The 14073-nt window shown below is 71.9% G+C and carries 15 protein-coding genes; 10 read left to right on the top strand and 5 right to left on the bottom strand.

Features of this window, described 5'->3' with window-relative positions; all coding sequences use genetic code 11:
* Positions 1–83: 83 nt before the first annotated feature.
* The 3 genes from DEJ04_RS01290 (at position 84) to DEJ04_RS01300 (ending at position 2745) form a co-directional block, all read left to right on the top strand.
* Positions 84–1010 carry an NADP-dependent oxidoreductase gene (locus tag DEJ04_RS01290; protein ID WP_258371272.1) on the top strand — a complete coding sequence of 309 codons (927 nt, stop codon included), beginning with the start codon at positions 84–86 and terminating at the stop codon, positions 1008–1010.
* Between the two features lie 99 nt (positions 1011–1109).
* Positions 1110–1304 carry a PspC domain-containing protein gene (locus DEJ04_RS01295; protein ID WP_027466823.1) on the top strand — a complete coding sequence of 65 codons (195 nt, stop codon included), beginning with the start codon at positions 1110–1112 and terminating at the stop codon, positions 1302–1304.
* Positions 1305–1338: 34 nt separating this feature from the next.
* Positions 1339–2745: an L-serine ammonia-lyase gene (locus DEJ04_RS01300; protein WP_111045817.1), complete on the top strand. Its 1407-nt coding sequence runs from the start codon at positions 1339–1341 to the stop codon at positions 2743–2745.
* A gap of 35 nt (positions 2746–2780) precedes the next feature.
* On the opposite strand, the gene DEJ04_RS01305 is transcribed toward DEJ04_RS01300, so the two are convergent.
* The 5 genes from DEJ04_RS01305 to DEJ04_RS01325 are packed head-to-tail and all read right to left on the bottom strand — an operon-like array spanning position 2781 to position 7534.
* A complete protein-coding gene (locus tag DEJ04_RS01305) occupies positions 2781–3617 on the bottom strand; it encodes a class II fructose-bisphosphate aldolase (RefSeq protein WP_111045820.1) in 837 nt (278 codons plus the stop codon).
* Entirely contained in the window at positions 3614–4633 is a 1020-nt protein-coding gene (locus DEJ04_RS01310; protein ID WP_111045822.1) for a 1-phosphofructokinase family hexose kinase, read from the bottom strand. The genes DEJ04_RS01305 and DEJ04_RS01310 overlap by 4 nt, the downstream gene beginning before the upstream one ends.
* Positions 4630–5748, bottom strand: coding sequence for an N-acetylglucosamine-6-phosphate deacetylase (nagA, locus tag DEJ04_RS01315; protein ID WP_111045824.1), 1119 nt, complete (start codon positions 5746–5748; stop codon positions 4630–4632). Before nagA ends, DEJ04_RS01310 begins: the two co-directional genes overlap by 4 nt.
* Positions 5745–6656, bottom strand: coding sequence for an ROK family protein (locus tag DEJ04_RS01320; protein ID WP_111045827.1), 912 nt, complete (start codon positions 6654–6656; stop codon positions 5745–5747). Before DEJ04_RS01320 ends, nagA begins: the two co-directional genes overlap by 4 nt.
* On the bottom strand, positions 6656–7534 hold the full coding sequence (locus DEJ04_RS01325) for an SIS domain-containing protein (RefSeq protein WP_111045829.1): 879 nt from the start codon (positions 7532–7534) through the stop codon (positions 6656–6658). The genes DEJ04_RS01320 and DEJ04_RS01325 overlap by 1 nt, the downstream gene beginning before the upstream one ends.
* A gap of 133 nt (positions 7535–7667) precedes the next feature.
* On the opposite strand from DEJ04_RS01325, the gene DEJ04_RS01330 reads away from it, so the two are divergent.
* The 7 genes from DEJ04_RS01330 to DEJ04_RS01360 all read left to right on the top strand — a co-directional run bounded on the left by DEJ04_RS01330 (position 7668) and on the right by DEJ04_RS01360 (position 14037).
* Entirely contained in the window at positions 7668–8456 is a 789-nt protein-coding gene (locus DEJ04_RS01330; RefSeq protein ID WP_027466817.1) for a DeoR/GlpR family DNA-binding transcription regulator, read from the top strand.
* A gap of 147 nt (positions 8457–8603) precedes the next feature.
* Entirely contained in the window at positions 8604–9845 is a 1242-nt protein-coding gene (locus DEJ04_RS01335) for a Gfo/Idh/MocA family protein (protein ID WP_111045831.1), read from the top strand.
* 23 nt (positions 9846–9868) lie between these two features.
* Positions 9869–11194: a sugar ABC transporter substrate-binding protein gene (locus DEJ04_RS01340; protein WP_111045834.1), complete on the top strand. Its 1326-nt coding sequence runs from the start codon at positions 9869–9871 to the stop codon at positions 11192–11194.
* 9 nt (positions 11195–11203) lie between these two features.
* Positions 11204–12181, top strand: a complete 978-nt coding sequence (locus tag DEJ04_RS01345) for a carbohydrate ABC transporter permease (RefSeq protein WP_111038425.1) — start codon at positions 11204–11206, stop codon at positions 12179–12181.
* The gene (locus tag DEJ04_RS01350; RefSeq protein WP_246566096.1) at positions 12178–13038 is read left to right on the top strand and encodes a carbohydrate ABC transporter permease; all 861 of its coding nucleotides are present in this window, start codon (positions 12178–12180) and stop codon (positions 13036–13038) included. Before DEJ04_RS01345 ends, DEJ04_RS01350 begins: the two co-directional genes overlap by 4 nt.
* A complete protein-coding gene (locus tag DEJ04_RS01355; RefSeq protein ID WP_111045837.1) occupies positions 13035–13808 on the top strand; it encodes a hypothetical protein in 774 nt (257 codons plus the stop codon). The genes DEJ04_RS01350 and DEJ04_RS01355 overlap by 4 nt, the downstream gene beginning before the upstream one ends.
* A 34-nt stretch (positions 13809–13842) precedes the next feature.
* Positions 13843–14037, top strand: a complete 195-nt coding sequence (locus tag DEJ04_RS01360) for a hypothetical protein (RefSeq protein WP_017887924.1) — start codon at positions 13843–13845, stop codon at positions 14035–14037.
* Positions 14038–14073 lie beyond the last annotated feature (36 nt).

Below are 14073 nucleotides of genomic sequence, written 5' to 3' on the forward strand. Positions count from 1 at the left end.
GCACCCTCTCCCTTTCGCGTCCTCGCAGGGATGGAGCGGTCCACGCAGACCGGGTGCCGCGCGCCGGGGTAGCGTCGGTTCCGATGACTGAGATCCCGGAGACCATGCGCGCTGTCCGCTTCGACGAGTGGGGTGACCGATCGGTCCTGCACGTCGCCGAGGTGCCCGTTCCCGAGGTGACGCCCGGGCGGGTGCTCGTCCGCGTCCGAGCCGCGGGCATCAACCCCGGTGAGTCGGCCATCCGCCAGGGTGCGTTCGGTGGCGACCTGCCGTCCGGGCAGGGCACCGACTTCGCCGGCATCGTGGTGGCCGTCGGGGCCGAGGTGGACGGCGTCGACGAGGGTGAAGAGGTCATCGGCTGGTCGTGGGACCGCGCCAGCCAGGCCGAGTACGTCTCCGTGCCGGCCGTCCAGGTCGTCCAGAAGCCACGCCTGCTCGACTGGACCGTGGCGGGTGGCCTCGACGTCATCGCGACCACTGCGGCCGCAGCCGTGCGTGCGGTCGACCCGCGTCCGGGCGAGACCGTCGTGGTGTCCGGTGCCGCCGGTGGGGTCGGCGGCTTCGTCACCCAGCTGCTCGCGAACGAGGGCATCGACGTCATCGCCGTCGCCTCCGAGGCGAACCACGAGTGGCTCCGTTCCAAGCGTGCACGGCCGGTCGCGTACGGCGACGGGCTGCAGGAGCGCATCACCGAACTCGCGACGAACGGCATCGACGCCGTCATCGACACCCACGGTGCCGAGTACGTCCGGCTCGGCATCGCCCTCGGGGTGCCGGTCGACCGCATCGAGACGATCATCGCCTTCGACGAGGCCGCCGAGGTCGGAGCGAAGGCCTTGGGCAGCGCGGACACCGCCGACCCGGAGATCCTCGGGGCGCTCGCCCTCGAGGTCGCGAACGGCGCCATCGAGGTGCCGATCGCCGCGACCTACCCGCTCGATCGTGTGCAGGACGCCTTCGAGGAGCTCGAGCAGGGCCACACCCGCGGCAAGATCGTCCTCATCCCCTGACCCCGGGGGCTGCTCAGGGCCGGTCCGGGGGTTTCCCCCACCACGCTCGGGGTGCGTCCCGGATGCGCTCGACCGGCGGGGTTGCGTAGCGTCGTCGGTATGAGCACACTCTCCCGTCCCCGCAACGGTCGTCTGCTGGCCGGCGTCTGCGCCGGTCTCGCCGACCGCTTCAACCTGTCCCGCACCCTGGTCCGGGTGGTCTGGGTCATCCTGAGCTTCTTCCCCGGGCCGCTGTGGATCGCGTACGTCGTGCTGTGGTTCGTGATGCCGCCCGAGGGCGGTCGGCGGCGCTGAGCACCGCTCCGTCCGGACGGGTTAGTGTGGCGGCGTGCCGGTCTCCGTCTTCGATCTGTTCAGCGTCGGTGTCGGCCCCTCGAGCTCGCACACCGTCGGCCCGATGCGGGCCGGTGCCGAGTTCGCCACCCTCGTCCGTGGCCTGCCCGTCGCGTCCGTGGTGGTCGACCTGTACGGGTCCCTCGCGTCGACCGGACAGGGTCACGGCACCCTCGGTGCCGTCGTCGCCGGGCTCATGGGGTCACACCCGGAGACCGTCGACCCCGATGCCATGGTCCTCGCGCTCGACGCCGTTGAACGCGACGGTGTCCTGCGGCTCGACGGCGGTGCGACCGTGCCGTTCCGCCTCGCCGACATCGTCCTGCACCCCCTGACGATGCTGCCCCGGCACCCGAACGCCATGCGGCTGCGTGCCCGTGACGCCGCCGGTGCCGACCTGGGCGACGAGACCTACTACTCGATCGGTGGTGGGTTCATCGCACGGGACGAGGCGGCGGAGCCGGCGGCCGACGCATCCGCTGCCGTCGCCGGTGCCGCGATCCCGGTCGACGACGCCGTGCCGTACCCGTTCTCGAGCGGCGCGGAGCTGCTCGCCGCGTGTGCTGGTTCCGGCCTGCCGATCAGCGGCGTCGCCCTGGCGAACGAGGCAGTCACGCGGACGGACGCCGAGATCCGGTCCGGACTGCTGGGCATTCACGGCGTGATGGAGTCGTGCGTCGACCGATCCGTCCGCCGGGGCGGGTGCCTGCCCGGGGGACTCGACGTCCGCCGTCGCGCGGCCACCTGGCACGAGCAGCTCACCCGCGATGACCCCGACCACGACCCGCTCTTCGCGATGGAGTGGGTGAACCTCGTCGCCATGGCGGTCAACGAGGAGAACGCCACCGGAGGCCGCGTCGTCACCGCCCCGACGAACGGCGCAGCCGGCATCATCCCCGCGGTCCTGTACTACGCGCTCACCTACGTGCCCACGGTCGCCGACGCCCCCGCCGCCGAACGGGACGACGCCGTCGTGCGGTTCCTGCTCACCGCCGGGGCGATCGGGTCGATCTACAAGGAACGGGCGTCGATCTCCGGTGCCGAGGTCGGCTGCCAGGGCGAGGTCGGTTCGGCGGCGTCGATGGCGGCTGCAGGGCTCGCCGAGGTCCTCGGGGGCACGCCGGAGCAGGTCGAGAACGCCGCCGAGATCGCGATCGAGCACAACCTCGGGCTGACCTGCGACCCGATCGGCGGCCTGGTGCAGATCCCGTGCATCGAGCGGAACGCGATCGCGGCGAACAAGGCGATCAACGCCGCCCGGATGGCCCTGCGCGGGGACGGAGTGCACCACGTGTCGCTCGACCAGGTCGTCGAGACGATGCGGCAGACCGGGGCGGACATGTCGTCGAAGTACAAGGAGACCGCGATGGGCGGGCTGGCGGTGAACGTCCCGCTCTGCTGAGCGCCAGCTCGCGCCCGTTTGCGCCCGCTCGCGCGTCAGGCGTGCAGGAGCGTCAGCAGCCGTGCCGTCTCGGTGGCGATGGCGTCCCGGCCCGCCGACACGTACTTGCGCGGGTCGACGACGTCCGGCCGCTCGTCGAGCACGGTGCGGAGCGCACGGGTGAACAGGCCGTTCAGGTGCGTCGAGATGTTGATCTTCGTCATCCCCGCGTGTACAGCGCCACGGAGTTCGTCGTCGGACAGGCCCGAGGACCCGTGCAGCACGAGCGGCACCGGAACCGCGGCACGGAGGCGCTCGACCAGGTCACGGTCCACCGACGCCTCGCGGGTCTGCATCGCGTGCGAGGTCCCCACCGCGACCGCCAGGGCATCGACCCCGGTGTCGGCCACGAACGCGGCTGCGTCGGTCGGATCGGTGCGGACGCCGGGTGCGTGCACGCCGTCCTTGCCGCCGACCTCGCCGAGCTCGGCCTCGATCGCGACGCCCGCGGCGTGACACCGAGCGGCGAGCTCGCGGGTCGCGGCCACGTTGGCGGCGAAGTCCAGGTGTGAACCGTCGTACATGACCGAGTCGACGCCCAGCTCGACGCCGGCCGCCACCAGCTCCGGGTCCTCGATGTGGTCGAGGTGCACGAGGACCTCGACGTCGGCGGCCCGTGCGACCGCCTGGGTCGCGGTCGTGATCGGTGCGAGGCCGCCGTGGTACCGAACGCAGTTCTCGCTGATCTGCAGGATCACCGGCAGACCGGCCAGCTCGGCGCCGGAGACGATCGCCTCGGCGTGCTCGAGCAGCACCACGTTGAACGCGCCGACCCCGCGGCGTGCCGTCCGGGCGGTGTCGAGCAGGCCGGTGAGGGCGAGGTCGGTGATCATGCGGGGGTCCTCGTTCGGTCGTGGGCGGGAGCAGGCGGGGTGGACAGGAATCGTTGGACGTCTGCCGGGTCGACCACGCCGGCCACCGGCTGGAGGACGGCCGCGGCACCGTGTGCGGCGGCGGACCGCAGGGCTCGGAACAGGGTGGCGTCGTCGGGGGCCGGGACGCTGCCGTCAGGCCCGGGGAGACCAGCACCGACGAGGACGTCGACGAGCACACTGACGAGCCCGGCGGTGGCTGCGTCCCCGGCGCCGGTCGGGTTGCCCGAGACTCCGCGGACCGCCGGCACCTCGAGCACGTGCTCGGCGGTGTGGGCGGCGATGCCGTCGGAGCCGCGAGAGACCACGACGACCGTCGCGCCGAGTCCGAGGAGCCGGAGTGCCCCCGAGCGCTCGTCGTCGGTGCCCGTGGCCTCGAGCAGTTCCTCGCGGTTGGGCTTGCAGACCGTCGCGCCGGCCGACGCGGCAGCCAGCAGTGCCGTTCCCGAGCAGTCGACCACGGAGAGCACACCGCGGCGGCGGGCGGCGGTGACCCAGCGGGCGACGACCGTGGGGTCGGTGTCGCGGGGCAGGGAGCCCGACACGACCAGGGCAGCGGCGGGCGGGGCATCGGCGGCACCGCGGGTGCCGCCGTCGTCGAGCAGTTGCTCGACCGCGGTGGTGACGGTGTCCCACTCGTCGGGGCTGAGCACGGGGCCGGGCTCGCCGAACATCGTCGGGTGCGCGAGGTCGTCCACCACCGTGACGGTCGTGCGGGTCTCGCCACGGACGGCGATGTCGGTGTGGGCGAGCCCGAGGTCTTCGAGGGCGTGGGCGATCCAGTGCCCGCCGTCGCCGCCGAGGGGCAGCACGGCGTGGGTCGGGACACCGGTGGCTGCGAGGACCCGCCCGACGTTCAGGCCCTTGCCGCCGGGGCGCCGCTGGACCTCGAGCACGCGCTGGGTCTCGCCGATGCGCTGTTCGGCGACCCGGTAGGTCACGTCGACGGCCGGGTTCGGGGTGACGACGAGGATCACGCGACCACCGCCGTCGGCAGGGTTCGGACGCTGCCGCGCTCCGGGTCGAGCACGACCAGGTCGGCGGGGGCGCCCACGCTGAGCGGTGCCGGGGCCCCGAGCAGGCGTGCCGCACGCCCCGCGGACGCCGCGACGATCTCGGGCAGGTCGATCCCCGCGTCGAGCAGGCGGCGGACGGCGTCGGCGACCGTGATCGTGCTGCCCGCCAGCGACGAACCGTCGGCGAGCACGGCGAGCCCGTCGCGGACGGTCACCGCCGATCCGGCCACCGTGTACGCCCCGTCGGGGCAGCCCGTCGCCGCCATGGCGTCGGAGACCAGGACCATCCGGCCCGGAGCGCTGCGCTGGACGATGTCGACGGCGACCGGGTCGAGGTGGTGGCCGTCGACGATGCACTCGAGCAGCACACGGTCGTCGGAGAGCGCGACCCCGACCGGCCCGGGTGCGCGGTGATGCAGCGGGGGCATCCCGTTGAACAGGTGGGTGACGAGCGAGGCTCCGGCGTCGACCGCGCGGCGGGTCTGCTCGGCGGTGGCGTCGGTGTGGCCGATGGCGACGACGACCCCGGCGTCGACGAAGCGGGCGACGGCGTCGAGTGCACCCGGCAGCTCCGGCGCGAGCGTGACGATCCGCAGGCCGCCACCCGCGGCGTCGCAGTAGGCATCGACCTCGGCGGGGTCCGGGGCGTGCAGCAGGTCGACGCGGTGCGCCCCGCGACGGGCCGGCGCGAGCCACGGCCCCTCCAGGTGCAGTCCGGCGAGCGTGCCGTCGGCGACGAGCGGCCGGAGCCGGGTGAGGGCCGCCACGGTGTCCGCGCGCTCGCCCGTGGCGATGGACCCGACCAGGGTGGTCGTGCCCCGTGACCGGTGGTGCCCAGCGGCGGCACGGGCGTCCTCGGCGGAGCACCCGGCGAAGTCGTGCCCGAGCGCGCCGTGGGCGTGCAGGTCGACGAACCCGGGCACGACTGCGCCGTCGACGGTGACGGCGGTGTCCGTGCGCATCGGGGACCCGGTGCCGGTCGCCAGCACGGTGTCGTCGTCACCGATGACGAGCCAGCCGTCGTGCAGGTCTGCCTGGGCCGTGACGATGCGATGGGCCCGGACGAGGGTGGTCACAGCCGGACCCCGGTCTCGGTCTCGAGCAGCGCGCGTGCGAGGATCCCCGCTCCGATGGCGCCGGCTGCGTCGCCGTGCCGGGCGGGGACGACGACGGGGACACGGACGCACTGCAGGCGCTCCGTGACGGCGTCGCGCAGCGGGTCGAGCAGCAGCGGCCCCGACTCGGCGAGTCCCCCGCCGACGATGATGGTGTGGACCCCGGCGACCGCGGTCGTCCAGGCGAGCGCGTCGGCCAGGACCGCGACGCAGTCGTCCCAGACCGCACGGGCTGCGGGGTCGCCCTGGCGGACCAGGATCATGGCGGCGTGAGCGGACGGCGCGCCGGAACGACGTGCGACTCCCCCGGCGGACGCGATCTCCTCGACGCGGTGGCCCGCGTGCGGACCGGTCTGGATGCGGACCTGCCCGATCTCCCCCGCCCAGCCACCGCCGGACACGACGACGCCGTCGACCACCAGGGCGCTCGCGAGCCCGGTGCCGACCGGCACGAACGAGACCGACCCCCGCGAGAGCGCCGGGTCACCGGCCCGGACCTCGGCCAGGGCGCCGGCGCGGACGTCGTGGCCGAAGGCGAGCGGCACGTCGATCCCGTGACGCAGGAGCTCGGCACGGACGAGGTCACGCACCGGGACGTCGCGCCACCCGAGGTTGACGGACAGGTCCACGGTACCGCGGGTCTCGTCGACGACGCCGGGGGTCACCACCCCGATGGCTCCGAGCGGCGCCCGTCGGGTGGCCTGTGCGGCCAGTTCGGCGACGACGGCGGCGAGGCGCTCGGCGCCCGGGTCGTCGCGCGGCGTCGGTACCCGAGTCTCGTCGAGGACGAGTCCGTCGGCCGTCGTCAGCCGGGTCTTGATGCCCGTGCCGCCGACGTCGACCCCGAGCACCGCGCCTGCGCCACCCATCAGGTGAGGATGACCGACCGGGTGAGCGACCGGGGGTTGTCCGGGTCGAGCCCGCGTCCCTCGGCCAGGGCGACGGCGAACCGGTGCACGACGACGAGTCCGGCGATCGGGTCGAGGTCGTGCTGGACGAAGCGGGCGCCGGTCGCGGCGACCTCGGCGGCCAGCCCCTCGGGTGCGGTGCCGAGTGACCAGACGAGCCGGCCGGGCTGGGCGATCGCGATGGGACCGTGCCGGTAGTCCATCGCCGGGTAGGACTCGGCCCAGAACTGCGCTGCCTCACGCGTCTTGAGCGCGGCTTCGAACGTCAGACCGACGGCTGCCCCACGACCGACGAACGAGACCTGCTCGGCGTCGAGCAGGTCGTCGATGGGCACCGTCAGCGCGGTCTCGGCCTGGGCGGCGAGCGCGTCGACGTCGTCACCGATGGACGCCCGCAGCAGTGCGAGCGTCGTGGTGGCGAAGCGGGTCTGGACGACCGAGCGCTCGTCGGCGAAGGGCAGGGCAACCACCTGGTCGGCGACGGCCGCGGCGGGGCTGTCGGCGACGGCCGTGATCAGGACGGTCCGCTGGGACGGCAGGGCCTGCAGCAGGTCGACGATCTCGGTCGTGGTGCCCGAGCGGCTGATCATGAGCACGCGGTCGTACTCGCGGGACGCGGGGTACTCGGATCCGGCGAAGGCATCGGTCACGCCGAGACCCGCCTGCTCACGGGCGACGGCGTAGCTCATGGCGATGAACCAGCTCGTGCCGCAGCCGATCACGGCCACGCGTTCGCCCGGCTGGGGGAGCGCGTCGGCGAAGGTCGGCAGGAGCGCGGCGGCTGCACGCCAGGTCTCCGGCTGCGAGGCCAGTTCAGCGCTCACGAAGGTGTCGGTCATGGGAGCCTTCCGGGTCCGGATCGATCCGGGTGATCGATGATCAGGAAGCGTAGCGATCGATCGTGCGCAAGGGAAGGGGAAAACGTCATTTTCGATCACCGGGCGACGGTGGCGACGCCGTAGGATGACCGTCATGACCCCCCAACAGCGGCTGAACGCCCTGCTCGAACTGGTGAGCGAACGCGGCAACGTGTCGATCGCCGAGATCGGGGAGCTGCTCGGGATCTCCGCCGCGACGGCCCGCCGTGACCTCGCGACCCTCGCCGACCAGCGGCTCGTCACGCGCACGCACGGGGGCGCGGCAGCACTCGGGGCCGGGTACGAGCTCCCGCTGCAGTACAAGATCGCCCGGCAGGCCGAGGCCAAGACGGCGATCGCCCGCGCGGCCGCCCGGTTGGTGCAGCCGGGGGAGACCGTCGGGCTCAACGGCGGGACGACCACGACCGAGGTCGCGCGTGAACTCGGCAAGAGCGAGCGGTTCATCCGCGCCGACGGCGAGTTCGGCATCACGATCGTGACGAACGCCCTGAACGTCGGGTACGAGCTGTCCGTCCGCGCCAACGTGAAGATCGTGGTCACCGGTGGTGTGGCGCGGCGGCAGTCCTACGAGCTCGTCGGGCCGCTCGTCCGGGACACCCTCGACGAGTTCGCCCTCGACCTCGTGGTGCTCGGCGTCGACGGGCTCACCGGCCAGTACGGTGCGACGACCATGCACGAGGGCGAGGCCGAGGTCAGCCGCCACTTCGCCTCGGTCGGACGACGCGTCGTCGTGGTCGCCGACTCGACCAAGATCGAACGGTCGACCTTCGCCCGGATCTGCCCGCTCGACCGCATCGACGTCCTGGTCACCGACCAGCCGGTGCCTGCCTCGTTCGCTGCTGACCTGGCCAGCGCCGGCGTGGAGCTCGTCGTCGCCGACTGAGCGCCCTCTGCGGCCACCCCGGAACGGTCCGGACGTTTCGATCGTGTAAAACCCTCCCCGGCACGGATGCGTGAGCGATCCGTGAGCGCCTATTGTGCATTCATGATCGATTTGGCATCATGGGCGTCACATTCACGCAAGGGAGCGATGAGCATGGGCGCTGACAACGCAGGACTCCGCGTCGCGGTGATCGGGATGGGCCAGCGGTCCGCCATCGCCCGCCACGTGGCCGAGGCAACCGCGGACGACCCGTCGCTGCAGGCCCGGGTCGTGGCCGTCGCGGACGTGACCGCGGCCGGCCGGGACCGCGGGCACGACGAGTACCCGGACGCCCTGGTGGTGGAACACCACCGTGACCTCACCGGTCACGTCGACGCGGCCATCGTCACCACGCCGGACTGGACCCACGCCGAGATCGCGATCGACCTGCTCCGCGCGGGCATCGCCGTCTACCTCGAGAAGCCGCTGGCCATCACGGTCGAGGACGCCGACGCCGTCCTGAACACCGCGGCGGAGACCGGGACGCCGCTGTACGTCGGGCACAACTTCCGGCACGCCGCCGTCGTCCGCCTGATGCGCGAGATCGTCGACCGCGGCGAGATCGGTCAGGTCAAGGCGGTCTGGTGCCGGCACTTCGTCGGCAACGGCGGTGACTACTACTTCAAGGACTGGCACGCCGACCGCAGCAAGGTGAACTCCCTGCTCCTGCAGAAGGCGAGCCACGACCTCGACGTCATCCACGCGCTCGGCGGGGGTGACACCGCCCGGGTCGTCGGCATGGGGTCGCTGTCGGTCTACGGTGACGTCACCGACCGGCGCGACCGCAGCGGCGAGCTCATGGGGGACTGGTTCTCCCACGACAACTGGCCGCCGCTCGCCCAGACCGGGCTGAACCCCGTCGTCGACGTCGAGGACGTCTCGATGGTGATGATGACGCTCGACAACGGGGTGCAGGCCAGCTACGAGCAGTGCCACTTCACCCCGGACTACTGGCGGAACTACACCGTCATCGGCACCGAGGGGCGCCTCGAGAACATCGGCGACACCGGTGGGGGCGTCGTGAAGGTCTGGACGCACCGCCGCGGCTGGGACACCACGGGGGACCGCGAGTACCCGATCGACGGCGTCGAGGACGGGCATGCCGATGCCGACCTGCTCACCATGACCGAGTTCCTGCGGTCCGTCGCGTTCGGCGAACCGTCGGAGCTCTCCCCGATCGCGGCCCGTGCCGCGGTCGCCGCCGGCGCGCTGGCCACGCGCTCGCTCCGCAACGGGTCCGTCCCCATCGACGTCCCGCCCCTGCAGGCCGAGACCATCGCGCACTTCACGTCGAACGCCCCGCACTCCACCCCCTCCACCCCGCATCCCGCCCAGACCGTCGGTTCCTGACGGCCGTGCGAAAGGACACCCCGATGACCGCACACATCCCCACCCGAGGAACCGGCGTGCGCCGCGTCCTCCTCGGCGCCGTCGCCGCACTCGGCGCGGCAGCGCTCCTGGCCGGCTGCTCCTCGTCGTCCGGAGCGTCCGGCTCCGGCGGCGACTACGAGGCCGCGCCGAAGGACACCAAGGCGTCCCTGACCTACGCCGTCTGGGACGAGAACCAGGTCAAGGCCATCAAGGCCAACCTGAAGGGCTTCAACGAGGAGTACCCGGACATCAAGGTGACCGTCGACGTCACGCCGTTCGCCAACTACTGGACGAAGCTGCAGACCCAGGGCTCGAGCAACACCCTGCCCGACCTGTTCTGGATGAACGGTCCGAACTTCCAGCTGTACGCGGCCAACGGCAAGCTCGCGCCGATCACCGGCGAGGTCGAGTCGGGTGACATCGACGCGTCGAAGTACTCGAGCGCACTCAACGACCTGTACACGTACGACGACACCCAGTACGGCGTGCCGAAGGACTTCGACACCATCGGCGTCTGGGTCAACAAGTCGCTGTTCGAGCAGGCCGGCATGGACCTGCCGTCCAAGGACTGGACGTGGGACGACTTCCAGCAGACCGGCGCCGAGCTGTCCGAGAAGCTGAAGGCGAAGGGCGCCTACGGGGCAGCCGGCGGCATGGACGGCCAGACGACGTACTACAACACGATCCTGCAGGCCGGGGGATCGGTCGTGAACGCGGACGGCACCGAGTCCGAGTACGCCACGAAGGCCTCCGAGGACGGCCTGCAGTTCTGGACCGACCTGATCGACTCGGGGGCATCGCCCTCGATCAAGCAGCTCACCGACACCACGGCCGACCAGTGGTTCACCTCGGGCAAGCTCGCGATGTACCAGGGCGGCAGTTGGTTCCGCTCCGCGCTGACCGGCACCGAGCTCGAGAAGGACGTCGTCGCCTACCCGCTGCCCAAGGGCGAGGAGCAGGCGACCGTCATCCACGGGGTCTCGAACGTCGTGTCCGAGGCGAGCAAGGACAAGGCAGCCGCCCAGGCGCTGCAGGTCTACCTCGCGGGCAAGACGGCCCAGCAGCAGCAGGGCGACATGGGCGCGGTCATCCCGGCGTACGAGGGCACGCAGAGCGCCTTCACGAAGACGATGCCTGACGCCGACCTGCAGGTGTTCCTCGACGCGGTGGACTACGCGAAGCCGCTGCCGGTGTCGAAGAACACCGCCGCCTGGAACACCCTCGAGACCACCCTGCTGCCGAGCGCCTTCGACGGGTCGAAGCCCGTCGACCAGGTGGCAGAGGACCTCGCACAGAAGATGGACGCCGCCCTCGCCAAGGAAAAGTAGGACCCGCGCGTGACGATCAACACCGAGCGGCCCCCGGCCGCAGCCACCCCCGCCCGGACGACACGTTCGTCCGGGCGGGGCGCCCCCGCTCAGCGAGCCGACGGCGGCCGAGCGCCACGACGGACCGACGGCTGGTGGCCGTGGCTCTTCGTGCTCCCGTTGCTCGTCGGCGTCGGCACCTTCTACATCTGGCCGATCATCCAGACGTTCTGGTACTCGTTCACCAGCTGGGGCGTCTTCGGCGGTGCCACGTTCACCGGCGTCGCCAACTACGTCCGGCTCGTCGGTGACCCGCAGCTGTACCAGTCGCTGCTCAACACGGTGATCTACACCGTGATCGTCCTCGCCGGGATCCCGATCGCGGTGTGGCTCGCCAGCCTGCTGAACACCCCGGGGCTGCGGTTCGCGCAGTTCTACCGGGTGCTCTTCTTCCTGCCGTACGTCGCCATGCCCGCGGCGATCGCCCTGGTCTGGCGGATCATGTACAACGGCGACTACGGCATCGTGAACTGGTTCCTCGGGAACTTCGGCATCGACGGCCCGTACTGGATCTCGACCCCCGGCTTCGCGCTGATCGCGGTGAGCCTGGTCGGCCTCTGGTCGTCCCTCGGGTTCTCGATGATCATCCTCGGCGCCGGGCTCAAGGACATCCCGCCGGAGCTCTACGAGGCCGCGGAGCTCGACGGCGCGAGCCGGTGGCGGCAGTTCCGGTCGGTGACCGTGCCGTTGCTCAGCCCGAGCATCTTCTTCGTGGTGATCGTCACGACGATCTCGAGCTTCCAGCTGTTCGACCTGCTGTACGCGATCCTCGGCAGCACCAACCCGGTGATCCCGAAGACGATGTCGCTCGTCTTCTACTTCTACAGCGCCGGGTTCATCGACAACGACAAGGGCTTCGCGGCCGCGATCGCGATGGTGATCTTCCTGCTCATCGGCATCGTCACGCTCGTGCAGTTCCGCGTCCAACGGAAGTGGGTGCAGGGATGACCGCCACCGTCACACCGCCTCGGGCCGCACGCCGACCCGGCCGTCGCGGCGGCAGCCACTGGTGGATCCACGTCGTGCTCGGCATCGGCGGGTTCGCGATGGCGTTCCCGTTCCTGTGGCAGATCATCATGTCGCTCTCCACGAACGCGCAGGTGCAGTCCGTCACGCCGGTCTTCTGGCCGGGGGAGCTGCAGTGGCAGAACTACGCGCAGGTCTTCGAACGCCTGCCGTTCCTCAGCCAGCTCGGCACGTCGGTGTACGTCACGATCATCCGCACGCTCGCGCAGATCGTCCTGTGCACGCTCGCCGGGTACGCCTTCGCCCGGATGCGGTTCCGCGGCCGGGCGGCACTGCTCGCGATCGTGCTGTCGATCCTGCTCGTGCCCTCGCAGGTCTACCTGATCTCGCAGTACCAGATCGTGCAGGGGCTCGGCTGGCTCGACACCCTGATGGGGATCGTCGCACCCGGGCTGTTCAGCGCCTTCGGCACGTTCCTGATGCGGACCGCGTTCCTGAACATGCCGCCCGAGCTCGAGGAGGCAGCGCGGATGGACGGTGCGAACCCGTTCCAGACGTTCTGGCGGATCATGCTGCCCCTGGCCCGTCCCTCGATCAGCGTGCTCGCGATCACGACCGTGTTGTGGTCGTGGAACGAGCTGCTCTGGCCGCTCGTGGTCTCCACCCGGGCCGAGGACATGCCGCTCGCCGCCGGCCTCGCGACGCTGTCGAGTGACCGCACGATCGACTACCCGGTGCTGATGGCCGCCAGCCTGATGGCGATGGCGCCGGTGCTCATCATGTTCGTCGTGCTGCAGCGTCGGGTGATGGACGGGCTCGCGTCGTCCGGTCTGAAGTGACCACCGCGACCCCCGGCCGGGAGGCCCGCCCCGCGTCCGTCGCGGTCCTCGCCGCCGCCGTGGGGTCACCGGACGACTCCGCGACGGTGGCGGCCGCACTGGCCGCCACCGTCGCCGACGCCGGGCCCGCGGAGCGGGACGCGCTGCTGGTGGCGGCGCTCCGCGCCGCGGTGCCGGACAGCGCCGACGCGCTCGCGGAGCGGGGCCTCCCGCGCGCGCTCGCCGAGGCCTCCGTCGCCGACGTCGACCGCAAGCTCGCGCGCTACGGACTGCACGGCACCGGGGTGGAGTGGCTCGTCGCCGTGGTGACCGGGCGCGTGGTGGCCGTGGGGCGCCTCCAGTTCGAACTCGGCGACCACCTGGCGGACGGCACGCCGGCCTGGGGCGTGCACGTGCCGGAGACCGGGCCGCTCGACCCGGTGGCCTGCGACCGCTCGTTCGCCCGCGCACCCGAGGTCCTGCGCGGCCTCGCGCCGCAGCTCGCTGCGGACCGGTGGCAGTGCCGCTCCTGGATGCTCGATCCGGGCCTGCCGGCCGCGCTCGGCCCCGATGCCAACCTCGTGCGCTTCGCCCGGCGCTTCCGTCTCGTCCCGCCGGGGGAGCACGATGCGACCGAGGGGGACGCCAGTGTCGCGAAGTTCGTCTTCGGGGTGCCGCTGGCGACCGCACGGTCCGCGGCGCCGTCCGGTCGGTTGCGCGCGGCGGTGCTCGACCGGTGGGCGAGCGGTGGGCACTGGGCCGAGCGGACCGGCACGGCACCGGTCGCGTGACCGCCCGCAGCTGCGGCCGCGTACCGTGCACGGCATGACGAAGCCCGACCACGACCACCTCGACGACGGCGTCGACATGACGTTCGAGGAACGCCGACAGGACACGTTCCGCCGCATGTCCGGATCCGACGAGCACGACGCCGATCCGCGGGTCGAGGTCTCCCGTGCCGAGGACGGCGACGTCCGCATCGACGTCGCCGACACCGCGGCGGTCCGACCCGGCGAGTGACACCCGCTCCGGCCCTGGTCCACCGGGGTCGGTGGG

Source organism: Curtobacterium sp. MCLR17_044, from assembly GCF_003234435.1.
Lineage (GTDB): Bacteria > Actinomycetota > Actinomycetes > Actinomycetales > Microbacteriaceae > Curtobacterium > Curtobacterium flaccumfaciens.